Source organism: Allobosea sp. GW823-FHT02B03 (assembly GCF_058797755.1).
Map to the genome: position 1 here is coordinate 675222 of NZ_JBXAJY010000001.1, position 24664 is coordinate 699885.

Annotated in this window: 24 protein-coding genes; 14 read left to right on the top strand and 10 right to left on the bottom strand. The window is 68.1% G+C overall.

Annotated features, from left to right (window positions below; genetic code table 11):
* The first annotated feature begins 12 nt into the window (after positions 1–12).
* Positions 13–597: a hypothetical protein gene (locus AC1REK_RS03145; protein WP_492267225.1), complete on the top strand. Its 585-nt coding sequence runs from the start codon at positions 13–15 to the stop codon at positions 595–597.
* Between the two features lie 34 nt (positions 598–631).
* Positions 632–964 carry a DUF1491 family protein gene (locus AC1REK_RS03150; RefSeq protein ID WP_492267224.1) on the top strand — a complete coding sequence of 111 codons (333 nt, stop codon included), beginning with the start codon at positions 632–634 and terminating at the stop codon, positions 962–964.
* On the opposite strand, the gene AC1REK_RS03155 is transcribed toward AC1REK_RS03150, so the two are convergent.
* A complete protein-coding gene (locus AC1REK_RS03155) occupies positions 961–2085 on the bottom strand; it encodes a DUF2336 domain-containing protein (RefSeq protein WP_492267223.1) in 1125 nt (374 codons plus the stop codon). The genes AC1REK_RS03150 and AC1REK_RS03155 overlap by 4 nt on opposite strands.
* A gap of 254 nt (positions 2086–2339) precedes the next feature.
* On the opposite strand from AC1REK_RS03155, the gene AC1REK_RS03160 reads away from it, so the two are divergent.
* Together AC1REK_RS03160 and AC1REK_RS03165 are read left to right on the top strand one after the other, a co-directional pair.
* A complete protein-coding gene (locus tag AC1REK_RS03160) occupies positions 2340–2543 on the top strand; it encodes a hypothetical protein (protein ID WP_492267222.1) in 204 nt (67 codons plus the stop codon).
* Entirely contained in the window at positions 2540–3301 is a 762-nt protein-coding gene (locus tag AC1REK_RS03165; protein WP_492267221.1) for a hypothetical protein, read from the top strand. Before AC1REK_RS03160 ends, AC1REK_RS03165 begins: the two co-directional genes overlap by 4 nt.
* 122 nt (positions 3302–3423) lie before the next feature.
* On the opposite strand, the gene AC1REK_RS03170 is transcribed toward AC1REK_RS03165, so the two are convergent.
* The 7 genes from AC1REK_RS03170 to AC1REK_RS03200 all read right to left on the bottom strand — a co-directional run bounded on the left by AC1REK_RS03170 (position 3424) and on the right by AC1REK_RS03200 (position 11015).
* A complete protein-coding gene (locus tag AC1REK_RS03170) occupies positions 3424–4071 on the bottom strand; it encodes a DUF1254 domain-containing protein (protein WP_492267220.1) in 648 nt (215 codons plus the stop codon).
* Positions 4068–4643, bottom strand: coding sequence for a DUF1214 domain-containing protein (locus tag AC1REK_RS03175; RefSeq protein ID WP_327524162.1), 576 nt, complete (start codon positions 4641–4643; stop codon positions 4068–4070). The genes AC1REK_RS03170 and AC1REK_RS03175 overlap by 4 nt, the downstream gene beginning before the upstream one ends.
* 99 nt (positions 4644–4742) lie before the next feature.
* Entirely contained in the window at positions 4743–6965 is a 2223-nt protein-coding gene (locus tag AC1REK_RS03180; RefSeq protein WP_492267219.1) for a transglycosylase domain-containing protein, read from the bottom strand.
* A 208-nt stretch (positions 6966–7173) separates the two neighbouring features.
* Entirely contained in the window at positions 7174–7956 is a 783-nt protein-coding gene (locus AC1REK_RS03185; protein WP_492267218.1) for a class I SAM-dependent methyltransferase, read from the bottom strand.
* Positions 7957–8002: 46 nt separating this feature from the next.
* Positions 8003–8791, bottom strand: coding sequence for an ABC transporter ATP-binding protein (locus AC1REK_RS03190; protein ID WP_492267665.1), 789 nt, complete (start codon positions 8789–8791; stop codon positions 8003–8005).
* Positions 8788–9858, bottom strand: a complete 1071-nt coding sequence (locus tag AC1REK_RS03195; protein ID WP_390893263.1) for a FecCD family ABC transporter permease — start codon at positions 9856–9858, stop codon at positions 8788–8790. Before AC1REK_RS03195 ends, AC1REK_RS03190 begins: the two co-directional genes overlap by 4 nt.
* Before the next feature lie 14 nt (positions 9859–9872).
* Positions 9873–11015: an ABC transporter substrate-binding protein gene (locus AC1REK_RS03200; RefSeq protein ID WP_492267217.1), complete on the bottom strand. Its 1143-nt coding sequence runs from the start codon at positions 11013–11015 to the stop codon at positions 9873–9875.
* A 194-nt stretch (positions 11016–11209) separates the two neighbouring features.
* On the opposite strand from AC1REK_RS03200, the gene AC1REK_RS03205 reads away from it, so the two are divergent.
* From AC1REK_RS03205 to AC1REK_RS03235, 7 genes are all read left to right on the top strand, one after another.
* Positions 11210–11713 (top strand): YcgN family cysteine cluster protein, encoded by a 504-nt coding sequence (locus AC1REK_RS03205; RefSeq protein ID WP_492267216.1) that lies wholly within the window; start codon positions 11210–11212, stop codon positions 11711–11713.
* A 298-nt stretch (positions 11714–12011) separates the two neighbouring features.
* Complete coding sequence (ppdK, locus tag AC1REK_RS03210) at positions 12012–14696, top strand: pyruvate, phosphate dikinase (protein WP_492267215.1); 2685 nt, start codon at positions 12012–12014, stop codon at positions 14694–14696.
* A gap of 101 nt (positions 14697–14797) precedes the next feature.
* Positions 14798–15499 carry an HAD family hydrolase gene (locus AC1REK_RS03215; RefSeq protein ID WP_492267214.1) on the top strand — a complete coding sequence of 234 codons (702 nt, stop codon included), beginning with the start codon at positions 14798–14800 and terminating at the stop codon, positions 15497–15499.
* A gap of 264 nt (positions 15500–15763) precedes the next feature.
* Positions 15764–15973: a cold-shock protein gene (locus AC1REK_RS03220; protein WP_110488019.1), complete on the top strand. Its 210-nt coding sequence runs from the start codon at positions 15764–15766 to the stop codon at positions 15971–15973.
* Between the two features lie 202 nt (positions 15974–16175).
* The gene (locus AC1REK_RS03225; RefSeq protein ID WP_492267213.1) at positions 16176–17654 is read left to right on the top strand and encodes a DEAD/DEAH box helicase; all 1479 of its coding nucleotides are present in this window, start codon (positions 16176–16178) and stop codon (positions 17652–17654) included.
* An 81-nt stretch (positions 17655–17735) separates the two neighbouring features.
* Positions 17736–18005: a translation initiation factor IF-1 gene (gene infA, locus AC1REK_RS03230; RefSeq protein WP_057187732.1), complete on the top strand. Its 270-nt coding sequence runs from the start codon at positions 17736–17738 to the stop codon at positions 18003–18005.
* Between the two features lie 7 nt (positions 18006–18012).
* Entirely contained in the window at positions 18013–18282 is a 270-nt protein-coding gene (locus tag AC1REK_RS03235) for a hypothetical protein (RefSeq protein WP_066468362.1), read from the top strand.
* A gap of 248 nt (positions 18283–18530) precedes the next feature.
* Here AC1REK_RS03235 and AC1REK_RS03240 read toward each other — a convergent pair whose 3' ends face one another.
* The gene (locus AC1REK_RS03240; protein ID WP_492267212.1) at positions 18531–19124 is read right to left on the bottom strand and encodes a hypothetical protein; all 594 of its coding nucleotides are present in this window, start codon (positions 19122–19124) and stop codon (positions 18531–18533) included.
* Positions 19125–19951: 827 nt separating this feature from the next.
* Between AC1REK_RS03240 and AC1REK_RS03245 the strand changes: the two genes are divergently transcribed.
* Positions 19952–20482: a hypothetical protein gene (locus tag AC1REK_RS03245; RefSeq protein ID WP_492267211.1), complete on the top strand. Its 531-nt coding sequence runs from the start codon at positions 19952–19954 to the stop codon at positions 20480–20482.
* Positions 20483–20579: 97 nt separating this feature from the next.
* On the opposite strand, the gene AC1REK_RS03250 is transcribed toward AC1REK_RS03245, so the two are convergent.
* Positions 20580–21878 (bottom strand): cell wall hydrolase, encoded by a 1299-nt coding sequence (locus AC1REK_RS03250; protein ID WP_492267210.1) that lies wholly within the window; start codon positions 21876–21878, stop codon positions 20580–20582.
* A gap of 312 nt (positions 21879–22190) precedes the next feature.
* On the opposite strand from AC1REK_RS03250, the gene AC1REK_RS03255 reads away from it, so the two are divergent.
* Positions 22191–23426 carry an MFS transporter gene (locus AC1REK_RS03255; protein WP_291638918.1) on the top strand — a complete coding sequence of 412 codons (1236 nt, stop codon included), beginning with the start codon at positions 22191–22193 and terminating at the stop codon, positions 23424–23426.
* 211 nt (positions 23427–23637) lie between these two features.
* Positions 23638–24624: an acrylyl-CoA reductase (NADPH) gene (acuI, locus tag AC1REK_RS03260; RefSeq protein ID WP_492267209.1), complete on the top strand. Its 987-nt coding sequence runs from the start codon at positions 23638–23640 to the stop codon at positions 24622–24624.
* Positions 24625–24664 lie beyond the last annotated feature (40 nt).

The window sequence follows — 24664 nt, forward strand, 5'->3', positions numbered from 1 at the left end:
AGAGCCGAGAAGATGTCCGCAACGCTCGCCGCCCGCGCCCGCAACGATGCGACGCTGTCCATGCCGCCGCGCCGCGCCAGCGGCGGCAAGCGCCAGGCTTCCATGTCGAGCCGGCTGATGCGCTGGCTGGGCCGCAAGCCCGGCAGGGCCGCCATCATCTTGCTGTTCACTGCGGTCGCTGCGGCGATCACGCTCAACGCGCTGCTCTTCCAGAAGGTACGCCACCCCGCGCCGATTCTGTCGGCGCCCTCGGCCAGCCCTCCGCCGGCCCGCGCGACCGAACGCCGTGCCGACATGCCCGCCGCTCAACCGCAGTCGCAGCCGGCAGCGCCGCAGGGGATTCCGACGCAGCAGGACTTCCTGCCGCCGGTTCGCCCCGGCAGCCTGCCGCAGGCTCAGCGCGAGGCGGCTCCGCGTCCGCCGGCCGCCGTGGCGCCAGCACCTGCGCCTGCGTCGCGGTCGGCCCAGCCGGCTCCGGCCGCGCGCCCGGCACCGTCGCGCGACCCGATCGCCGATCTGATCAACGGCGCCGATCTGCGCCCGCCGGCGGATATCCGCGGCTCGGCGACGGCGCGCGCCAGCGCCGCGCCGCGCTGAGAACCGAATCAGGACGCGGCACGGAGCAGAACCGTTGGCACGCCTGACCAGCGATTTCTGGGTGTCGGCCTATCTCAGGCAAGCGGCGCTTGATGGCCTCGTCGCGGTGCTGCGCCGTCGCGGCGCCAGCGAGGCCGGAGCGATCTTCGTCAAGCTCGACCGGCTCGACGGTACCGCCGTGCTCTATGGCCCGGCGCCGCAGGCGCTCGCCGATGACGATGGCGGGCGCCGCTTCCAGCGCCTGCTCGAGGCCGACCCGCTCACCGTGGAAGACCGCGTCGCCCGCGAGGTCCGCTTCGACGGCGACCTCTGGCTCGTCGAGATCGAGAACCGGGCCGGCGATCCCAGGCTGCAACTGGTCGACTAGCCCGTCTTGCCGCCGAGGCGGCGCAGCACTTCCTGCACGTTGCTCCGCGCTGCCGGCCGTTCCGCGCCGGCCCTGACAGGGGTTCCGCTCGGGTCCATCGCCGGCTGCAGGTTCGGGCGGAAGCCGGCATTTTCCGAGAGCCGTCCGATCTGCAAGGCGAGCCGCCGTGCCGTCGCGGGCGTGAGCAGGCGCATCAGGTCCGCCAGGGCGAAGATGCGCTGGACCGACAGGGCAGTGTCGTCGCCGAGGCCGATCAGGAAGCGTGTCGCCTCTTCCGGGCTGGCGCCGCAGCCGACGAGGGTCAGGGCCGCAAGCTGGCGCGAGTGATCCTCGGCAATCGCGCGCGCGAACTCTGCGCCGGCGCCGAAGATGTCGGCCAGGGCTTCGAAGGCGCCTTGCCGGTCGACCAGCGCGGTCGCGACGAGGCCCTGGAACTGCTCGGCGCTGATCGACGGACGGCGCGGCGAGGGGGCGAGGGCCTCATGCGCGGTCGCGGCCTCGATCATCGCCAGCCGCTTGTCGAGGCTGGCCTGGAGGAAGAGCGGCGAGAGCTCTGCGACCGGCAGATCATCGCGCGCGAGGAGGTGCAGGCCGAGCGCCGGCAGTGCAGCCGCCCGCGCCAGCAATACGTCGAGCGCCGCGCGCGGCAGCACCGAGGCCGCATTGCCGGCAAGCACCAGGGCGATGGCGGAATCCGGGTGGCCGGCGAGCAGCGTGCTCGCCGCTGCCGTGAGCCCGGCGCGCCCCGCCAATGCGAGCTGCGCGGCAGGATCTCCCTCGACGGCGATGTCCTCGATCTCGGCAGGCGAGAGCGGCATGCCGCGTCTGATCAGCGCCGCCAGCACCTCGCCGCCGCGTGCCTGTAAGGCGGCCAGGATCTCCGGTGGCGTGTGGCGCCAGCCGGCGAGCTTGCGGGCCAGCACGAGCGCGGTCGGTTCGTCGACGATCGGAATCAGCGTCGCCGCCATTTCGCGGAAGGCCTCCATGTCTTCCGCCGGCGGGTTGGCGGTCGAGAGCAGGAGATCGGCCTTCACCCGCAACGCGACCTGCCGCAGATCCAACCCGCCATCGCTGGCGAGGCGGGCGAGCTGCGCGAGATCGGCGGCGATTCGGGAAGGCATTGGCGGGCTCGCGGAGAAAATAATTCGATTCCCGCAAAATTATCCCCGATGCGTTAGCACTGCGTTAACCATGACAGGGCCTGATGTCTGAGAGGATGGCGTGCCGACGTCGCGCAGATTGCCTGACCCGGAGCGCCTGAGGACAGGCTGCGTGCGGCGGGAGCCGGTTTGGCATGAATCCCGCTTCGTGCTTCCAGGTGAGAGACGGACGAAGTTTGCGATTTTCCCGCAGGCGCCAACAAGGGAGGCGCATCATGGCCGACGTCATTCCTTTCGCGCCGCGCAGGCGCTTCGCCAGATCCGCAGCCGCCGCGGCCGACGCAGCGCCGGCGCAGATCCTGTTCTTCACCGGGGTTCGCTATGAACGCCAGCCCGAGCCTCCTGCGGCCAAGCGGCAGCGCCGGCCGCGGCCGGCCGGGGGCGCGAGCCGTGACGCCCGCCGCAGGCGGCCGGGGTGAAGCTCCTCGCCCTCCCGGCGATCCTGTCCAGCCTTCTTCTCGCCGCTTGCACGACCGGCGATCTCGGCCGACCCCGCCCCAGCATCTTCAGCGATCAGTTCGCGCCCGCCATGGGCGAGTGGTCGGCGCGCATGCGCGGCGAGGCTTCATCCTGGTTCCATCTGACCGATGACGAGCAGCAGATGCGGGCCCGCGCCTGGCGGCTGGTGATGCCGGCGCATGAGCTCAGCACCTTCGAAAGCCAGCTCTCGGCGCTCGCCCATGCCCGTATCCTCCCGGCAGAGGCGCAGTCGAGCGCCGTCTCGGATTATCAGCGGGCGCTGACCTCCGGCTCCTTCGCCTCGCAGGCCTCGCGCTATAACCGCCTCGCCGAGGATGCCAACGCCGATCGCGCGCTGCTCGGGCCGTTCCGCGCCAATGCGATCCGGGTCGTCAACGCGGACCGCGCACGGCTGCGTACCCTCGAGGCTTCGCCTCGCGTCCCGGTGGAAAGCCGCGACCCCGCGCAGGCGCGCGTGATGGAGAACGAGGGGCTGATCCTCTGGGTCTGCGAGCGCCTGCGCTTTCGCGTGTCCAGCTATCGCTACGCCCTCGACAATCTCGTGGTCGAGATGCCCTCGCGCGAGGCCGTCAGGGCAGAGCGCGCGATCATGGGCCTGGAGGCCGAACTCGAACAGGTGTGCAAGCTGCCGCTGATCGGCGTGTTCCGCGGCGAGGGCGTGCCAAGGGCCGACCGCCCGGTCAGCTACAAGGGCTAGAGCCGGATCCGATCAGATTGGATCAATCTGATCGGTGAATCCGTCCCGCACTTTGAGATAGAGCCCGTTTTCGAGCGAAGTGGCCACCGGTTCGCCTGAAGAAAATGCGATAACGCAACAGACTAGTCAGCGCTGGTGCAGGCGACGCTCGTCGCGAGGGCTTCGGCCTCGCCGCGATCAACGGCACGGCGCAGCATGACGCGGGCGACGATCAGCCCCTGCGGCGCGGGGACGACGACACGCAGCTCGCGCGAGGTTTCGCCTTCCTCGTCCTGGGCTAGGTGTTCGTCGAGTTGCTCCTGCGTCATCACCACGAATTCGAGCACGCCGCGGATCGCCGCCCGGTCGGTGATCGCATAGGCGACGCCGCCGCCGCGGCGATGCAGCGTCAGGCCGAGCGGCAGCGCCCCCGTCTGGGCCGAGACGCGCACGGGGCCTGTGCTTAGATCGAAGCCGCAGACGGCGCTGACGCTGTTCGGGTCGGGCTCGGCCAAGCCAGGCAGCCCTGCCGGTGCCGGCGTCACCAGCTCGGCATGGCCCTCGTCGCCCAGTGCGGCGTAGACGGAGGCGGCATCGCGTTCGGCCAGCACCGGGATCAGCAGCACCGCGAGAATGTGGACGATGCCGGCGAGGACCAGCCCCATCATGGTCAGTAGGACGAGGCGACGCAAACCTCGGCCAAGCAGGCGCGGCCAGCCGGCGGCCGATGCCCTGGCCGGCTTCGCGGCAGGGGCGCCATGCAGATCCCGCGGATCGTCTAGCGCGCTCATCGGCAATCCACCCGGCTGATCCGGGGCAGGGCTTCCGGTCGCAGTTCGCCGGCATGGCTGGAGATCGGCGTGTCGTAGAGCCGCAACCTGAACTGAAAGCGCCCGGAAGGCGGCAGCGGCAGCCAGTTGCCAGCCTCGGGTGTCGCGGCGGCGATGATCCTCAGCCCGCCGCGCTCGTCGCGAACCAGCTCGGCATCGCTGAAGCTCTCGCGGGCGACCGCGAGCTGGAGCGGGCGGCGCGCCGGGTCGGCGACGGCAAGCGACCAGCCGCGGGCAGGGGGGGTGAGCCCCGTGACGCTATAGCGGCAGCGGCCGTCGAGCGGCTGCCCGGCATCGTCGCGCTCGGCGATGAGCTGCAGCCCTTCGCCGGCGCCGAGCGGCAGGTGGACGCCGCGCGCCAGATAGGCCCGCATATAGGGATCGGTGTCGCGCGCACCGCTCTTCGGCCAGGTGGTCCAGGCGCCGATCTGCGCCCGGCCGACAATGGGCCGCTCGGCCACGGCGTAATGTGCCGAAGCCAGCCCCAGCCCGGCGCCGAGAGCGATCACATAGGCGAGTTCGAGGACGCGCATGATGCGGAGGGCAGCTCCCTTCGACGGGTTGGGGCGACGCGCCGAGTCTAGAGCGCCGGCTGGCGTGGAAGAAGCGCAATCTGCCGAGGCCGGCACGGCTCAGCGGAAGCGCGTCAGGCTCGGCCCGGCCGGCAATTCGCCGATGCCGGCCTGGACCGAGGTCCGGGCCGCCCGCGGCGCCTCGACCGCCTTGAACATCGCCCCGACCGACGACAGCACCTCGAAGGATTTGCGCGGCATGTGCCCGGCATTGGCGCCGGCGCTCGGCTGCGCCGGGCCGCTGTTCTTCGCCACGGTCGCCTTGTCTGCCGCCGGCGGCGCGACGCCCGGGATCGGCTTGATCTCGATGCCCTGATGGGCGAACGCCATGATCTCCTTCCAGACCATCGCCGGCAGCGAGCCACCGGTCATGTTGTTGGTCTCGGAGGAATCGTCGTTGCCGAACCAGACGGCGCCGACGAGATTGCCGGTGTAGCCGACATACCAGGCATCCTTGTAGCCATTGGTCGTCCCGGTCTTGCCGGCGCTGATCACGCCGTCGAGCGCCGCGCGCCGGCCGGTACCGGCCGTCGGCACGGTCGAGAGCATCTGGTTCATCTCCATCGCCACCTGTGCGCTCAGCACCTGGGCCGGGGGCGGCTCGTCGCGGTCGTGGCGGTAGATCTCGTCGCCGAGCGAGTTGCGGATCTCGAAGGCGGCATAGGGCTTGGCCCGCTTGCCGCCATTGGCGAAGACCGAGAACGCGGCCGCCTGGTCGATCACGGTGACCTCGGCGGCGCCGATCGGCAGCGAGACCGTGTCGGTCAGCGGCGTCGTCAAGCCCATGGCGCGGGCAGTCTCGACGATCTTGTTGCGGCCGATGCGCGCCGCGCGCGCCTCATGCGTCTCGCCGGTCGCCCGGCCGATCGCGATCGACATCTGCACCGGGATGGTGTTGATCGACTTGGCGAGCGCGACCGTCAGCGGCATCGAGCCGGAATAGGAACGCCCGTAATTGTTAGGGCACCAGTTGCCGATGCAGACCGGCCGGTCGGTGACGATCGTGGTCGGCTTGTAGAGACCGGCGCTCATCGCCGCGGCGTAGACATAGGGTTTGAACGACGAACCGGGCTGGCGCAGGCTCGAGGTCGCGCGATTGAACTGGCTGGCGCCGTAGTCGCGCCCGCCGACGATGGCCCGCACGGCGCCGTCCGGGTCCATGATCACCGTGGCGGCCTGCCGGGCCCGGTAGGCCTGGCCGTGCTGGCGCAGGATGCTCTCCACCGCCTCGTCGGCGCGCTTCTGGATCGCTGGATCGTGCGGGGTCTTTACGGTCAGCACGCGCTCGGGGCCGATCTTGCCGTCCTCGGCGAGCTTGCGCACCTCGTCGAAGGCCCAGTCGAGATAGTAGTCGGGGCTGGCGTCACGGCGCCGGTCGATCGGCTTGGCCGGGTTGCGCCGGGCGGAATCGATCTGCCCGGCCGTCATGAAGCCGGCATCGACCATCGCGCCGAGCACGTCGTTGGCGCGGGCGCGCGCCGCCGGCAAATTGACATGGGGGGCGAATTTGGTCGGCGCCTTGAACAGGCCGGCGAGCATGGCGGCCTCGGCGACCGTGACGTCCTTGGCCGATTTGCCGAAATAGTACTCCGCCGCGGCCGCGACGCCGAAGGTTCCGCCGCCCATATAGGCGCGGTCGAGATAGAGCTTCAGGATCTCGTTCTTGGTCAGCCGGTATTCGAGCCAGATCGAGAGGAAGGCTTCCTTGATCTTGCGGTCGAGCGAGCGCTCATTGCTGAGGAAGAGGTTCTTGGCGAGCTGCTGGGTGATCGACGAGCCGCCCTGCACCACGCCTGAAGCGCGCGCGTTGACGGTGAGCGCCCGGAAGGTGCCGAAGATGTCGATGCCGAAATGGTCGTAGAAGCGCCGGTCCTCGGTGGCGAGCACTGCCTTGATCAGATGGTCCGGCAGTTCTTCCAGCTTCAGCGAGTCGTCGTGCCTTGCGCCGCGATGGCCGATCTCAGAGCCGTAGCGGTCAAGGAAAGTGACTGCGAAGACCTGGTTTTTCAGCGCATCCTCACGGCCCTCGCGAAAGGCCGGTATCGCGAGCAGGAGCATGACGATCGAGCCGGCGATGCCGACATTCAGCCCCTCGCTGACGAGTTCGGTGGCGAGGCGCTTCGGCCCGCTGACGGAGAGGCGGTCGGTGGCGCTGCGGATGCGCTCGTAGAGCTCGCCCGCGCGCCGGCCGGCGGCATAGAGCGAGTCGTCGAGCCATGAGTCTGCGGCCAGCGCCGAGCGCTTCAGGCGGGTCGTCCAGCGCGCCTTCCTGAACTCGATCACGGACCGGGCCACCTTCAGAATGCCGCAGGTCAGGCCCGCGGCGTCCCTGGACCAGGTGCAGATGCCCGGCCCAGCTTACCGAGATAAGCCTTGCCGGCCCCTGACGGAAGAGGCTTGCGCGGCCTGTGGTCACCAGCAGGTTTCAGGCCAGCGCGCGCGTCTCGTTTCGGTACAGAATTGACCCGCCTATCGTGCCATTTCTGGCGCTTCAGGCCTTCGTTGCCACCAGCGCGAAACGGGTCGAGGAAACCAGCCGCAAGGCGTCGTGCAGGGCGGCGCTGCGCTGCTGCGCCCGCACCACCTGCCGGTAGTCGGCTGGCTCGATCCGGGCGAAGCCGGCCTCGCGCAGCATGGCGCCGAGGCGCTCATAGCTCAGCCCGTCGCGGAAGAAGAAGCGCCGGGTGATCGAGTCGAAGGCCTCCCAGTCGGTCGTATGGGCGGCGCCGCCGCTGCGCTCGCGCAGCCAGGTCGCGCTGCGGTTGATCAGGTTCTGGAGCCAGGAGCGGTTGATCCAGTCGCCGTCGATCACCAGGAGCTTGCCGCCGGGGCGCAGCACCCTGAACCATTCGGCGAAGGCGGCTTCAGGATCGGTCAGGGTCCAGACCAGATGCCGCGTCACCAGCGCGTCATAGCTCTCGTCGTCGTCGAGCAGGCGTTCGGCGTCGCCTGCCAGGATCCTTGCCTTTTCGCCATGCTTGGCGCGGGCTCGGGCGAGCATGTCCTCGGAGAAGTCGATCGCCGTCACCTTGTGGCCGAGCGAGAGCAGGCTCCGGGTGATCTCGCCGGTGCCGCAGGCGAGGTCGAGCACTTCGAGAGGGGCGGAGCCGAAGGCCTGGCGCAGCAGGCGCTGGAAGGCGGCGAGCTCGGCATCCGACTTGATCGCATGGCCGACCTGCTGGTCGAAGGTCTGAGCGCGGCTCGACCAGTAGGCGCGGATCTCTTCCTTCAGCGAGTAGTTGGCGCCGGGGCTGGAAGCGTTGGTGTCTGGCATCGGCTTGCGTCGCTTCGAAAGGTTGGCGGACGTGAAAGCATGGACCTCAGAGGGCGGCAAGCTCCGGCCTTGCCCGCTGGCTCGGCTTGCGGGCCGAGCCCTGGACCACGACGAAGGGCGCTTCGCCGTCGCCGGTCTCGACCCGGGCGACGACACCATAGACCTCTTCGAGCAGCGCCGGGGTGATGATTTCGCGCGGCGGGCCGAGCGCGACGAGGCGGCCCTTCGCCAGCACCATCACCTTGTCGGCGATGCGCAGGGCCTGGTTGAGGTCGTGGATCGCGATCAGCACGCAGATCTTCTTCTCGCGGGCGAGGCGGGCGACGAGGCTCAGGACCTCGAACTGGCGGTGCAGGTCGAGCGCGCTGGTCGGCTCGTCGAGCAGCATGATCTCCGGCCGGCGCACCAGCGTCTGGGCGATCGAGACGAGCTGGCGCTGGCCGCCGGAGAGCTCGCCGAGCCCCCGGAAGGCGAGCTCGGCGATATCGAGATCGTGAAGCGCCTGGTCGATCGCGGCGAGCTCCTCGTCGCCGACGCCCCAGGAACCGCCCTGCTTGCGGGCGAGCAGGATCGATTCGTAGACGGTCAGCACCGCGTTCACCGCGGTGTCCTGCGGCAGGTAGCACGGCGCCTTGCCGGCGCTGCTGACGATCTCGACCGTGCCGGCGCCCGACGCCATGCCGGCGATGCGGCGGAACAGGCTCGATTTGCCGGCGGCATTGGGCCCGATCACCGCGACGACCTCGCCGCCGAGCAGGTCGGGCGTGCTGATGCCGGTGAGGATCTGGCGCTTGCCATAGGCGACGCCGACTTCGCTGAGGGCGAGCCGCTTCACCATGAGCGCCTCCGGCTGGTCAGGATCAGGCTGAAGAAGAACGGCACGCCGACCAGGGCGGTGACGACGCTGATCGGGAAGATCAGCCCGGGGATCAGCGACTTGCTGACCACCGAGGAGGCCGAGAGCAGGGCGGCCCCGGCCAGCGCCGAGGCCGGCAGGAAGAAGCGCTGGTCCTCGCCGATCAGCATCCGCGCAATATGCGGGCCGACGAGGCCGATGAAGCCGATCGTGCCGACGAAGGCGACCGGCACCGAGGCGAGCAGCGCGACGAGCAGCATCGTCTCCAGCCGCAGCCGCTTGACGTCGATGCCGAAGCTCGCCGCCTTCTCGTCGCCGAGGCGCAGCGTGGTCAGCGCCCAGGCGCGGCGGGCGAAGAGCGGCAGGCAGAACAGCAGAACGGCGGAGGTGATTGCGAGCTTGTGCCAGCTCGCCTTGGTCAGCGAGCCCATCATCCAGAACACGACGGCACCCAGCGCCTGCTCGGAGGCGAAGAACTGCAGCAGCGCCAGCAGGGCGTTGAAGGTGAAGACGAGCGCGATGCCGAGCAGCACCACCGTCTCGGTGGTGACGTCGCGGCGCTGGCTGAGCATGTGGATCAGCAGCGAGGCGCCCATCGCCATGATGAAGGCGTTGAGCGGTACGACATAATCGATGGCGAAGGGCACGATCGCGACGCCGAAGACGAGCGCCAGCGCCGCCCCGAAGCTCGCGGCCCCGGAGATGCCGAGCGTGAACGGACTCGCCAGCGGGTTGTTGAGTACGGTCTGCATCTGCGCGCCGGCGATGGCGAGCGCTGCACCGGTGACCACCGCCATCAGCGCGACCGGCAACCGGATGTCCCAGATCACCACCCGCACAGCGGCCGGCGCGGTCGCCGGCGAGAGCAGGGCGTCGACGACCTGGCCCATGCTGTAGCGGGCTGGCCCCAGCATCAGGTCGACGAGGAAGCAGAGCAGCAGGACGGCGGCGAAACCGGCGAGCATCAGCTTGCGGCGAAAGGCGAGCGCCCGATAGGCGTCGCGCCCTTCCGCTGCCGCCGGCTGGGTCGCGGCCTTCTCCATCAGGGCCGGCGTCAGGCTCACTTGGCGGCCTCGAGCGAGACCCAGAGGCCGGGCTCGTAGGGCAGGGGCAGGAAGCGCTCGTGCAGCACCTTCATGGTGGCGTCGGGGTCGACGTCCTTGAACAGCTCCGGGTGAAGCCATTTGGCGATCTGCTGGATCGCCACGAACTGGTAGGGGCTGTTGTAGAACTGGTGCCAGATGCCGTGGACGCGGCCGTTCTTCACCGCCGCGGTCTGCGCGAAGGCCGGGCGCTTCATCAGATTGGCGAGCTTGCGGCGCGCTTCGGTCATGTCGGCGCCGGCGCCGAGGCCGACCCAGTTGCCGCCCGGGACGTAGCCGTCCCAGCTGCTGCCGGTGACGATCACGATGTCGGGATTGTCGGCGACGATGCGTTCCGGGTTGATCGTGCCGAAGGTGCCGGGGATCAGCGGCGTCGCCAGGTTACGGCCGCCGGCGAACTCGACCATCTTGCCGAAATTCTCGTTGCCGAAGGACATGCAGCAATCGTCGGAGTAGCCGCCGGCGCGCTCGACCATGACGAGCGGGCGCTTGAGATCGCCCGCCTTGGCGAGCCGGTCGGTGACCAGTGCGATCTGCTCGGCGCGGTACTTGATGAAGTCCTCGGCGACCTGCTCCTTGCCGAACAGCTTGCCGATCAGGCGCATCGACGGCTCGGTGTGCTCGAAGGGCTTCTCGCGGAAGTCGACATAGACCACGGGGATCCCGACGGAGGCGAGCTTCTCGACCAGCTTGGCCTCGTCGCTGGCGACCTTGGCCTCGATGTTCATGAACAGCACGTCGGGCTTCAGGGCGATCGCCTGCTCGACGTCGAAGGCGCCTTCCTTCATGCCGCCGAAGGTCGGCAGCTTGGCGATCTGCGGGTAGCGCGCGAGATAGGCCTTGTAGTTTTCGGGGTCGGCCTTGCCGAGATCGTCGCGCCAGCCGACGACGCGCTTGAACGGGTCGTCCTTGTCGAGCGCGGCGACGAAATACATCTGCCGGCCCTCGCCGAGGATGATCTTGCGCACCGGCGCCTCGACCTCGACCTTGCGGCCGATGATGTCGGTGACCGTGATCTTCTCGGCGGCGGCGGGCAGTATGGCGGCAGCCAGGACGCCGGCAGCGGCGAATGCGCGCAGGAAGGCCCGTTTCGTCAGCATCGGAGAGCTCTTGCAGGAGGAAAGCTAGGGCTCAAATAGAAGGGCAATAGTATTCGGTCAATTATCATAGATTTTAATCATTCTAAATAAAGATTAGAATCGATCAAATCTGTTGATCTCGGGAGGTCCGATGCGGGGCGCCGCGCCGGCGTTCGCGAGCTTTCCTCGGAGCCCGCGACGGGGCATAAGCGGGCATGGCCGCAGACCCGATCGAGAGCCCGCCCTTCTGGCGGTCGAAATCCCTCGAGGAGATGACCGAGGCGGAGTGGGAATCGCTCTGCGACGGTTGCGGACGCTGCTGCCTGGTCAAGCTCGAGGACGAGGATACCGGCCGCATCCTGGCGACGGATATCGGCTGCCGCCTGTTCGACGCCGGAAGCTGTCGCTGCCGCGACTACGAGAACCGCTCGCAGACCGTGCCGGATTGCGTGACGCTGACGCCGGAGGCGGTGCGAACGCTGTCCTGGCTGCCGCCGACCTGCGCCTATCGCCTGATCGGGGAGGGCAAGGATCTGCCCTGGTGGCATCCGCTGGTCTCGGGCGATCCGCAGACCGTGGTCGAAGCCGGGGTCTCGGTGCGCGGCAAGGTCCACGCCAATGAGGACGAGGTCGGCGAGGACGAGATCGTCGAGCGTCTCGTCAACTGGCCGCTGCGCTGGCCCGCGGCGGCGCGCGCCAGGAAAGCCGGCCGGGGTTGAGCCTGGGAGCCTCGATGGAGGGGCGCGGGGCCTTTGTCCCGGCGAGCGACCGGCAGGATCGCATCGCAAAGGACACTGCGGTGCGCTCCGGCGTTTTCCGGGCATGCTTTGCGGTGCTGCAGGCTGCCCCGGCGCAGCGAAAGGTGCGCAGGCGCTCTGCCGCACTCATTGATTGTTCATCCGCTTTTGGGCATGACCACCCCGCGCGTGGGCGCTGCACAGGCAGGCTCCGCGGACTCGAAACCATGCGGGCGCGCCGACGTTGATCGCGGCGACAAACTCGGAAGAGGCTGGGCTTATGGCAGGCGAGAAGTGGGTCTACACCTTCGGCGACGGCAAGGCCGAGGGAGAGGCAGGGATGAAGAACCTGCTCGGCGGCAAGGGGGCAAACCTCGCCGAGATGAGCAATCTGGCCCTGCCGGTGCCGCCCGGCTTTACCATCACCACTGAAGTCTGCACCTGGTACTACGACAACGGCAAGACTTTCCCGGCCGAGCTGGACGGCCAGGTCAAGGCTGCGCTCGCCGACATGGGCAAGCTCACCGGCAAGACCTTCGGCGATCCTGCCAATCCGCTGCTCGTCTCGGTCCGCTCGGGTGCGCGCGCCTCGATGCCGGGCATGATGGACACGGTCCTCAATCTCGGCCTGAACGACGTCACGGTCGAGGCGGTGGCGCAGGCCTCGGGCGATGCCCGTTTCGCCTGGGACAGCTATCGCCGCTTCATCACCATGTATTCGAACGTCGTGCTCGACGTCGATCACGGCCATTTCGAGGAAGCGCTCGAGGACTACAAGGAGCGCAAGGGCTACCAGCTCGACACCGAGCTCTCGGCCGATGACTGGAAGAGCCTGGTCGGCAAGTACAAGGCGATCGTTCAGAAGGAGCTTGGCAGCGCGTTCCCGCAGGAGCCCGAGCAGCAGCTCTGGGGCGCCGTCGGCGCCGTGTTCTCCTCCTGGATGAACAACCGCGCCATCAAATATCGCGAGCTCAACGACATTCCGGCGGCCTGGGGCACGGCGGTCAACGTCCAGTCGATGGTCTTCGGCAATATGGGCGAGACCTCGGCGACCGGCGTCGCCTTCACCCGCAACCCTTCGACCGGCGAGAACGAGCTTTACGGCGAGTTCCTGATCAACGCCCAGGGCGAGGACGTCGTCGCCGGCATCCGCACGCCGCAGGACATCACCGAGGCCGCCAAGATCGCCGCGGGCTCCGACAAGCCTTCGATGGAGAAGGCGATGCCGGAGGCCTATGCCGAGCTTTGCCGCATCTATGGCATCCTCGAAAAGCACTATCGCGACATGCAGGACATGGAATTCACCATCCAGGAGGGCAAGCTCTGGATGCTGCAGACCCGCTCCGGCAAGCGCACCGCCAAGGCGGCGCTGCGCATCGCGGTCGATCTCGCCCGCGAGGGCCTGATCACCGAGAAGGAGGCTGTCGGCCGCATCGAGCCCGGCGCGCTCGACCAGCTCCTGCACCCGACCATCGACGCCAACGCCGAGCGCCGCGTGCTGACCACCGGCCTGCCAGCCTCGCCCGGCGCCGCCGCCGGCGAGATCGTCTTCACCTCCGAGGCCGCCGAGGCGGCGAAGAAGGCCGGGCGCAAATGCATCCTCGTGCGGGTCGAGACCTCGCCTGAGGACATCCACGGCATGCACGCTGCCGAGGGCATCCTGACCACGCGCGGCGGCATGACCTCGCATGCGGCGGTCGTGGCGCGCGGCATGGGCAAGCCCTGCGTCTCCGGCGCCGGCCAGATCCGCGTCGACTACGCCAAGGCGACGATGAGCGTCGGCCCGACCACGCTGAAGTCCGGCGACTTTGTCACCATCGACGGCTCGACCGGCCAGGTCCTGCTCGGCGAGGTCAAGATGCAGCAGCCGGAGTTCTCCGAGGAGTTCAAGACGCTGATGGGCTGGGCCGACAACGTCCGGCGCCTGAAGGTCCGCGCCAATGCCGAGACCCCGCGCGACGCCAGGACCGCCCGCGAGTTCGGCGCCGAGGGCATCGGCCTTTGCCGCACCGAGCACATGTTCTTCGATGCCGGCAGGATCCTCGCCATGCGCGAGATGATCCTGTCCGAGGAGGAGGCAGGCCGGCGCACGGCGCTCGCCAAGCTCCTGCCGATGCAGCGCCAGGACTTCGTCGAACTCTTCACCATCATGCACGGCCTGCCGGTGACGATCCGCCTGCTCGACCCGCCGCTGCACGAGTTCCTGCCGCATAGCGACGAGGAAATCGCCGAGGTCGCGGCCGCGATGGGTACGACCATCGACAAGCTCAAGCGCCGGGCCGCCGAGCTGCACGAGTTCAACCCGATGCTCGGCTTCCGTGGCGTCCGCCTCGCCGTGGCCTATCCCGAGATCGCCGAGATGCAGGCGCGCGCCATCTTCGAGGCCGCGGTGATCGCGGCGCGGGAGACGGGCAAGCCGGTGATCCCGGAGGTGATGGTGCCGCTGGTGATCGGCTCGCCGGAGTTCGATCTGGTCAAGGCCGGCATCGACGCGATGGCGGCCGCGGTGCGCACCGAGACCGGGGCGAGCCTGACCTATCAGGTCGGCACCATGATCGAGCTGCCGCGTGCTGCGCTGCGCGCCGAGGAAATCGCAAGGACCGCCGAGTTCTTCTCCTTCGGCACCAATGACCTCACGCAGACGGCGCTCGGCATCAGCCGTGACGATGCCTCGTCCTTCCTCGGCTCCTATACGGCGAGGGGCCTGCTGACGAGCGATCCCTTCGTGACGATCGATCAGGAAGGTGTCGGTGAGCTGGTCAGGATCGCGGTCGAGCGCGGCCGCAAGTCGCGTCCCGACATCAAGCTCGGCATCTGCGGCGAGCATGGCGGCGACCCGGCCTCGATCGGCTTCTGCGAGAGCGTCGGCCTCGACTATGTCTCCTGCTCGCCCTTCCGCGTGCCGATCGCACGCCTCGCTGCCGCGCAGGCGGCGCTGGGGGCGATCAAGGCCAAGGACGCCTGACACGCTCCTCGTCATTGCGAGGAGCACAGCAGCGAAGCAATCTAGGGCTCGTCGAGCGCGCCGCCGGATTGCTTCGTTTTCCTCGCGATGACGGAAACGCTATGCCCGTGAAACTCACAACCATCGGCTTCGATGCCGACGACACGCTCTGGCAGAACGAGCAGTTCTTCCGGCTGACCGAGGACCGCTTCGTCGCGCTGCTCGGCGAGCACGGCGCGGCGGCCGAGATCTCCGGCCGGCTGCTCGAGGCCGAGAAACGCAATCTCGGTTTCTACGGCTTCGGCATCAAGGGCTTCACGCTCTCGATGATCGAGACGGCGATCGACGTCACGCGCGGCCAGGTCTCGTCCGCCGTGATCGGCGAGATCCTTGCCGCCGGCCGCGAGATGGCGGCCCATCCGGTCGAGACCTTGCCGCATGCCGCCGAGACCTTGGCGGCGCTCGCCGGCGATTACCGTCTTGTGCTGATCACCAAGGGCGATCTGTTCGACCAGGAGCGCAAGCTGGCCCAGTCCGGTCTCGGCGACTTCTTCGACGCGGTCGAGATCGTCAGCGACAAGACGGTCGCGACCTATCAGCGGCTGTTCGCCCGCCACGGAACCGGTCCCGAGCGGGCGCTGATGGTCGGCAACTCGCTGAAGTCCGACATCGTTCCGGCGCTCGCCGCCGGTGCCTGGGCGGCGCATGTCCCGCATGAGTTGACCTGGGTGCTGGAGCATGCCGAGGAGCCGGCGGGCGAGCTGCGCTTTCGCAAGCTCGCCGATCTCGGAGGACTCGTGGGCCTCGTCCGGGAAATCGGCTGACCCCCGCATCCGGCCCCGCCAAGCGGCGGGAAGGGGCGGATTGGCCCGGAATCGGGCCTCGCTGGACCATTCTTGCAAATCGTGCTACCTCGCCCCACGTAAGACGAGATGCGGCCGGGTTCTGGCCAATCCTCCGCGCGGGTCATCCGGTCGGCGGGCACGATTCAGATCCACCACACATCGCTACAAGTCCGTGATGAGGCGTCCGCGCGCCGAGTGACGGGTCGCAACGGTACGCGGATCTGAAACGTAAGGAATTATGCCATGAACAAGGGCACCGTGAAGTGGTTCAACGCCACCAAGGGCTACGGCTTCATCACCCCTGAGAACGGCGGCCAGGACATCTTCGTCCACATCTCCGCCGTCGAGCGCGCCGGCCTGCGCGAGCTGCGCGAAGGTCAGGTCGTCTCCTACGAGCTGATCGCCGATCGCAAGACCGGCAAGTCCTCGGCCGGCAACCTCGCCGTCGCCTGAGTGACCGATATCGCGGGCGGGTCCTTGGGGCCCGCCTGCTCCCCCTAGGCGGGCAAGGGCCCGCACGACACGATATCCTCCGGCGCAGTGGCTAGCGGTTCGCCGGGCGGAAAGAGCTTCATACGTAGACCGAGTATTGCAGGACGCGGCGCTTCCGTTCTCCACGTGCGCCCCTTGCTCACCGGTCCAGGAAAGACCTGTTTTGACAAAATTCACCGACCTCGGCCTCGCCGAGCCGCTTCTCAAGGCGCTCGCGGCCGAAGGTTATGAGACGCCTACGCCGATCCAGGCGCAGGCGATCCCTGCGATTCGCGACGGCCGTGACCTGCTCGGCGCCGCCCAGACCGGTACCGGCAAGACGGCTGCGTTCTCGCTGCCGATGCTGCACCGGCTGCTCGGCCAGCCGCGGCGCATGCAGCCGCGCTCGGTGCGCGCGCTGATCCTGTCCCCGACGCGCGAGCTTTCGGCCCAGATCGAGGCCAATATCCGCGGCTACGCCCAGTTCACCTCGCTGAAGTCGACGGTGATCTTCGGCGGCGTGCCGGTCGGCAAGCAGATCCGCGCGCTCGGCCAGCATGTCGACATCCTCGTCGCCACGCCCGGCCGCCTGCTCGACCTCGTCGACCAGCGCGCCGTCTCGCTGCGCGAGATCGAGTTCCTCGTCCTCGACGAGGCCGACCAGATGCTCGACCTCGGCTTCATCCATGCGCTGCGCAAGATCGCGACGCTGATCCCGAAGCAGCGCCAGACCCTGCTGTTCTCGGCGACCATGCCGAAGGCGATCCGCGAGATCGCCCAGGCCTATCTGACCGACCCGGTCGAGGTCGCGGTCGCCCCGGTCGCGACCACCGCCGAGAAGATCGAGCAGCGCGTCATCTTCACGGAAGCCGGCCAGAAGCCGGCTCTGCTGGCGAAGACCCTGAGCGTTCCCGAGATGGAGCGCGCCATCGTCTTCACCCGCACCAAGCACGGTGCCGACAAGGTTGTGCGCCAGCTCGAGCAGTCCGGCATCAAGTCGGCCGCGATCCACGGCAACAAGAGCCAGGGCCAGCGCGAGCGGGCGCTCGGCGCCTTCCGCGACGGCGAGTTGCGCATCCTGGTCGCGACCGACATCGCGGCGCGCGGCATCGACGTCGACGGCATCAGCCATGTCGTCAATTTCGACTTGCCGAACGTGCCCGAGACCTATGTCCACCGCATCGGCCGCACAGCGCGCGCCGGCGCCTCGGGCCTCGCCATCGCCTTCTGCACGCCGGAAGAGCGCGGCGATCTCGCGGCGATCGAGAAGCTGACCAAGGTTGCGCTCACTCCGATCGGCGAAGTGCCGTATTGGGACGGACGCACCCCGAAGAAGCCGCCGCAGAACCAGGGCCGTGGCGGCCGTGGCCAGCACGGCGGCGGTGGCCGGGGCGATGGGCAGCGCCAGCATCAGGGCCAGCGCCAGGGCGCCAAGGCCGGCAATGGCGGCGGGCACAACGGCGGCGGCCGCAATGGTGGCGGCCAGCGCAGCGATGCGCCGCGCCCGAACCAGCCGCGTGGCGAGCGTCCGGCCCAGCGCAATGATGCGCCGGTTGCACGAAAAGAAGCGGCTTCGGCCAATGAAGGGCTTGGCGGCGTCGCGTTCTTGCAGCAAAGAACGGAGCAACGACGCACCAATGGCGCAAGGCGGCGCGCGAACTGACGCGCTGAGTGCCCGACGGGTCGGATCGCGGCAGGCTGCCGCTCCGACCCTTGCGCCGAAGAGAAGACGAAGGATCAGGGAATGGCGAAGGAAGAACTTCTCGAATTCGACGGCACCGTGGTCGAGGTGCTCCCGGACGGAAACTACCGGGTCAAGCTCGACAACGACCACGTCATCCTGGCCTATGCGGCCGGCAAGATGAAGAAGAACCGCATCCGCACCATCGCCGGCGACCGCGTGGTCGTCGAGATGTCGCCCTACGACCTCGACCGGGGTCGCATCAACTTCCGCCAGAAGACCGCGAGCCCCGGCCCGATGCCGCCGCGGCCGCAGAACTTCCGCCGGCGCTGAGCCGCCGATGCGCTTCACCAAGCCCGAGCAGTTCTTCATCGCTGCAGGCGTCGGGCTTGGCGCCGCGGCGTCGCTCGCCGCCAATACCGGCTGGATCGCGAAGGGGGGCACGTTCCCGCCCTTCGTCTATGTGCTGCTGGGTCTCGGTCTGGTCGAGGTCGCGGTCAGCCTCTTGATGCGCCAGCCGCCGGGCTCGCTCTTCACCTTTCCGGCCCGGATCCTCGCCTTCGCCCTCGGCGTCGGCGTGCTGATCCTGCTGACCGGCGGGCTCGCCTGAGCGCCGCCGCCCTCGGCGAAATTCCAACCGTCATTCTGGACAAGCGGCATAGCCGCGCAGCTCCGGGATCCATCGTAGGGGCGCTGGAGCTCAGTGATGGATTCCGGCGCTCTGCTTCGCTGCGGCCGGAATGACGCGGGGAGGGGCTGGGCCCCAGCGGCCGTAGCCACAAAAAAGCCCCGGCCGAAGCCGGGGCGTGAGTGGCATTTTCCGTGATGAATAGGACTACGTAGAAAGTTCGGTGAAACTCAGTAGCGGGCCCGCGCCCATTGCTGGGAGCCGGGGCTGACCAGGACCTGGCGCTGGCGCGTCGCGTATTCGGCCGGGATCGTCTCGTGCACCACCTGCGTGGCGCGGACCATGACGCGGCGGCTGCGCTGGCCATAGACCGCTGGTACCACGTCGTATTCAACCGAGGCCGGAGAGACCTCGACGGTGCGCTGCTGGTAGCCGTACTGCGCGGGGACATCGACCCAGCAGCCGGTGGTCTGGCCATAGGCGTCTCGGCTGACTTCCCAGCGGCGCGTCGCCGACGCGATCAGCACCTTCTCGGAGACTGTCTGGTACTGGGCCGGAATCCGCCGCGCGATGCGGCGCTCCGGCTGGACCATCACCTTCTCGACGACGGTGTCGTATTCGGCCGGGATGACGCGGGAAAAGGTCCGCTCGGGGCGGGTGACATAGCTTTCCTCGACCGTGCCGTAGACCGGCGGCGTCGTCACCAGCTTGTAGCAGGACGAGCCGTAGCAGCCGCCGCCGGCCGCGGCCGGAGCAGCGAAGCCGAGCGCCCCGGCGAGGACGGTAGCGGCAATGCCGCCAAGCGAGAGAACCCTGGATGCCATGTCTGACCTCTGCCCCGTTGCGCGGCACTGCGGCCGTGTTGTTGGGGCAAGAAAAGCCGGACCGAACTGATGAACGCAAGGTAAACGCTAAAACAAGGTAAAATTAACCATGGCGGCGGCGGCCGGAAGGTTCAGCTCCGTTGCAATGGTCTTGCCGGAATTGCAGTCATTCGATCGGTTCGGGAAACCGATCATCAGTACTGGCGCACGGGGCGGTGCCGGAAAACCCCCAAGCCGGAAACGCCGCGAAAGCAGAGATGGAGAGGGAGCGGCACTCCCTCCCACAGGACCGCCCCCTCTCCGCAGGCATCTGGCCTGCGCTCGCCCCGGCTCTCGAGTGCCGTGTGCCGCCCGGCCCATTCCGAAAGGCCGAAGACGAACGGCAGGTTCGTACAGGGCGCGAGGCGTCGGTGGCGTTACGCCAGGATTAAGTCGGCGTTACCTTGGGGGAGGGGCGGGCGAAATTGCGCGGCAGTAGGCGTCGGCCGCGGCGGGATAGGCTACTCCCTCCATCCACCGGATTCGATGGCGGAGCAATGTTATGGCCGTGCAGTGTTTGGCGGGGACGAGGTAGCTCGGTAGCTGAACGCCGCTTTACAGGGCCTTCAAGGCCACTTCATCTTGTCGTTGAACGACGTGCTCGAACCGCGCCAGCTGTTCGCCTAGCCACGGATCGAGGCTATCGAGCTGAGGTTTCAGGTGGGACGCGGCCGCGGACCGAATGGACGCCGGAGTGGTGATCAGTGTTTGGCGGTTAAGGGGGAGCGATGGCAGATCGATCCAAATGGAAGCTTAGCGTGTGTCCTGCCCCCGACTCGGATCCCGAGTTGATCTATACGAACGTTGGCAAAGCGCTCACTTCTTGGGAGCGGCTCGACACGACGTTGCTGATGACCTTTGGGTTCATCATTGGATCACAGCATTTCGCAGCTCTGCGCGCTCTGGGGCGGGTTGAGAGTCCAGCCGCTCGGTTGACGGTCCTTCTGGAGGCATTTCGATCCGCAGATTCCACGATCCAGAAGAAGCTGCCGGCATTCGAAGAGACGATAAAGCAGGTCGACCAGCTAACCGAGGCTCGGAACGCCATTGCACATGGCCAAGTATCTCAGGTGCGGCTGAAAGATGGGCCTATCGGATACTATTTAACGCCCGGCGCGATCACGACGCGCAAGGTCAGTCGCCCCTCGGAGCAAGGCGTCGAGAAAATGCTGGCTGCGCAAACGGAAGCCGAAGCCATTAGTGTGATCTATTCGTACGCTATGACTGCGAGTAGAATCGCCGAGTATGGCATGGAGTTTGAGAGGCTTTGGGAAGTAGCCAAGGGGTGGCAAGTGCCAGGGTACAGCTTCCCCGGATAGCTCCTTCCTCCCGCGAGAGAAGTGCGCTTGAGGAGTGGATAAGGCCTGACCGTGAATTCTCCGCTTGCTGCCATCTGATCGCTTGCGAAGCAGGCCCTTAGGTCTGCCCCGGCCTGAGCTTGTAGAAGACGTGCCGGCCGATCGTGTCCATCTTCTTCAGCTTGCGCGCCCAATACGGCCGGACATAGTCGGCATGGTAATGGGTCGAGGCGCCGACATCGGCGAGATAGGTCGTGCCGTCATAGACCTCACGGGCGATGCGGGTCGCGTCGCGCCAGGGGCCGGGCTCGGTGATGCGCAGCGACTTGCCCTCGCAGGCGAAGGTGAACTGGCAGGCGAGGTGGCGATTGCGGTTCTGGTAGACCGTGCCGCAGACCGTGTCGGGATAGAGCCCGCTCTTGACCCGGTTGAGCACCACCTGCGCCACCGCGGCGCGGCCCTGCTCGCTTTCGGAGCGGGCCTCGAAATAGATCGCCTCGGCGAGGCAGCGCTGTTCCTTCGCCATGTTCTCGGGCGCGATCAGGCTGGTGTAGATTTGCTTGCCTTCGTTCGCGCCTTCTCCCGGCAGGCGCCCGCGGCCGGGCGTCGCCTTGGCGATGCGGCTCTCCGGCGCGGCTCCCGGCCCGGTGGAGACGGGTGGCGGCGTCGCCGAGGCGAGCCTTGAGTCCGGGGTCGTCGACGGGGTGGATGAGGATTGCGCCAAGGGGCCGGCGACCGAAGGCGTCGAGCCGTCGATGCTCTCGGGCCGCAACCCGGCATCGCGCGGCGAGGAGCTGGCCTTCGGGATAGCGACCGGCGAGGCGTCCGACAGGGCGGGGTCGGTCACGCCCTCGTCATGGGCCGGCGGTTCGAAGCCGATCTGCGGCCCGTCATAGCCTTCGAGTGCTTCGAGCGAGAAGCCGCCCGAGATCAGGCCGGGCGTCTCGCCGAAGACGATGTGCTCGAGCTCGCCGGGCGGACCGTTGCGCGTCAGCGTCGGCCGCAGGCCGATGATCGGGTCGCCCTTGGCGCTGCGATCGACCTGCGGAAAGGAGCCGGCTGCCCGTTTCATATCCTCGCGCGGCAGACGCGGATCGGAGACGAATACGTTTTCGGGAATGTCGAAGGAAAGCCGGGCCGGCTGGATCACCCGTTCGAAGGCACGCTCCGGCATGCGGAAGGCGCTCACGGCCACGAGCATCGACGGTCCTTCCGCAAGATCGGAATGCGGGTTCGGCGCGGCGCGCGCGATCAGCGAGGATGGCGAGGCGTAGGAATCGTGGTTCTGGCCGGCCGAGGCGGTGAAGGAGACCAGCAGCCCAGCCGACAGCGCCCAGGGTGCGACCGTCGCCAGCGCCCATTTCAGGCGGGCACTGCGGCTTCGCTTCGATCGCCGGCGCGGACGCAACTGACTCAAGGTGCTCAACCCGAGAGGAATGGAACGGCATGCGCGACCTGCGATGATGCAAATTCGCGACATCTCGATAATCGAACGTCAGGGTTGAGGGTCGGTTAATGGCCCGCGCCTGAAGGCGGTCGAGCAACGCAGCGCGGCGCCCGTCGAAGACCGGGAAGCCTGGCGCGCAAACCGCCGAAATCCCGCCTCTGGCGGCAAAAGCAACGAATTTCCATGCATCGCCGTGATGCGCGATGTAACGGAAACGCGTTGGAGTCGGCGAGCTGCCGGCGCTAACGTGCAGACACACGTCCCCATTCTCCGGAGCCTTGCATGAATTCCGCCGCCAAGCGCAGCCATGCGCCGGAGATCATCGTCGTCGCCGGCTGCCTGATCGCCCTGATCAGCTTCGGGCCGCGCGCCAGCGCCGGCCTCTTCCAGATCCCGATGACGCTGCAATTCGGCTGGGGCCGCGACACCTTCGGCCTGGCGCTCGCGATCCAGAACCTGCTCTGGGGTCTGGGCGCCCCCTTCGCCGGCGCGATCGCCGACCGTTTCGGTCTCGTCCGGGTGCTCTGCGTCGGCGCGCTGCTCTATGCCGCCGGCCTCGTCATGATGGCCTATGCCTCGACGCCGCTGGAGCTGCATTTCGGCGCCGGCGTGCTGATCGGCTTCGGGCTTTCGGCCTGCTCGTTCAACCTGATCCTCGCCGCCTTCGGCAAGCTCCTGCCGGAGAGCTGGCGCCCGCTCGCCTTCGGCGCCGGCACCGCTGCCGGCTCCTTCGGCCAGTTCCTGTTCCCGCCGATCGGCAACATCCTGATCGAGACGCTCGGCTGGCAGCAGGCGCTTGTCGTCTTCGCCTTCACCCTGCTGCCTGTCATTCCGCTGGCGACCATGCTCGCCATGCGCAAGACCGGGGCGGCCGTCGGGCAGGCAGCCGCCGCCAACCTGCCGAACCAGACCATCCGGCAGGCGCTGGGCGAGGCCTTCAAGCATCGCTCCTATGTGCTGCTGGTGCTCGGCTTCTTCACCTGCGGCTTCCAGCTCGCCTTCATCACCGTGCACATGCCGGCCTATCTCAAGGATGCCGGCCTGCCGGCCTGGGTCGGCGGCTGGACGCTCGCCGCCATCGGCCTCGCCAATGCCGCAGGTTCGCTCGGCTCGGGCTGGCTCTCCTCGCGCATGCCCAAGCGCCATTTGCTCGCCTGGATCTATTTCGGCCGGGCGGTGGCGATCGCGGCCTTCATCCTGATCCCTGCGAGCCCGGCGACGGCGATCATCTTCGGCATCACCATCGGCCTGTTCTGGCTCTCGACGGTGCCGCCGACCTCGTCGCTGGTGATGCTGATGTTCGGCACCAAGTACATGGCGATGCTCTACGGCTTCGCCTTCTTCTCGCATCAGGTCGGCGGTTTCCTCGGGGTGCTGCTCGGCGGCATCCTCTATGAGCGCTTCGGCTCTTACGACATCGTCTGGTGGCTCTCGGTCGCGCTCGGCGTTGCCTCGGCTCTGATCAACCTGCCGATCGTCGAGAAGCCGGTGGCGCGCCCGCAGGCCCAGCCGGCCTGATCGAATGCGCACGGGCGCGCCGCTTGCAGGCGGCGGCCCGGCGGGGTCAACTCAGCCGGCTGATCTGCACCATGCTCAGCCCTCATCCTGAGGAGCGGACGTTGGTCCGCGTCTCGAAGGATGCTCCAGAGCGTGCTGGAGCATCCTTCGAGACGCCGCTACGCGGCTCCTCAGGATGAGGGCTGAACCAGAAGCTTCCGGAGTGAATTCCATGACCACCTTCAAGGCCCTGATCGCCAGCAAGGGCGAAGCCGGCACCAACCTCGCCTTCGGCGATTTCGCCGAGGCCGACCTGATGGAAGGCGACGTCACCGTCCGCGTCACCCATTCCACCGTCAACTACAAGGACGGGCTCGCGCTCACCGGCCGCGCCCCCGTGGTGCGGCGCTGGCCGATGATCCCCGGCATCGACTTCGCCGGCCGGGTCGAAGCCTCCGATAACCCCGCCTTTAAGCCGGGCGATCTCGTCATCCTCAATGGCTGGGGAACGGGCGAGACGCATCTCGGCGCCTATGCCCAGAAGAGCCGGGTCAAGGCCGACTGGCTGGTGCCGCTGCCCGAGGGCATGAATCCGGCCGAGGCGATGGCGATCGGCACCGCCGGCTACACCGCCATGCTCTGCGTGCTGGCGCTCGAAAAGCACGGGCTGAAGCCGTCCGACGGGCCGGTTGTCGTCACCGGCGCGGCCGGCGGCGTCGGCTCGGTTGCGATCGCGCTGCTGGCCAAGGCCGGCTGGCACGTCGTCGCCTCGACCGGCCGGGCCGAGGAGGCCGATTATCTCAAGGGCCTCGGCGCCGCCGAGATCATCGACCGCAACGAGCTCTCCGGGCCGGGCCGCCCGCTCGGCAAGGAGCGCTGGATCGCCGGCGTCGACGCCGTCGGCTCGCATACCCTCGCCAACCTGCTCTCGATGACGAAGTATGGCGGCGCCGTCGCCGCCTGCGGCCTCGCCCAGGGCATGGACCTGCCGGCTTCGGTCGCGCCTTTCATCCTGCGCAATGTCGCGCTGCTCGGCGTCGACTCGGTGATGTGCCCGAAGCCGCGCCGGCTCGAGGCCTGGGCCCGCCTTGCCAGCGATCTCGACCGCGACAAGCTCGCGGCGATGACGACGACGATCCCGCTCGAGGACGTCGTCGAGACCGGCCGCGCCATTTTGGACGGTAAGGTGCGCGGCCGCGTCGTGGTCGAGGTCGGCTGAGCCCTTGGCTAGCGGCGGCGGGGTGTCCCGCCACCGGCTG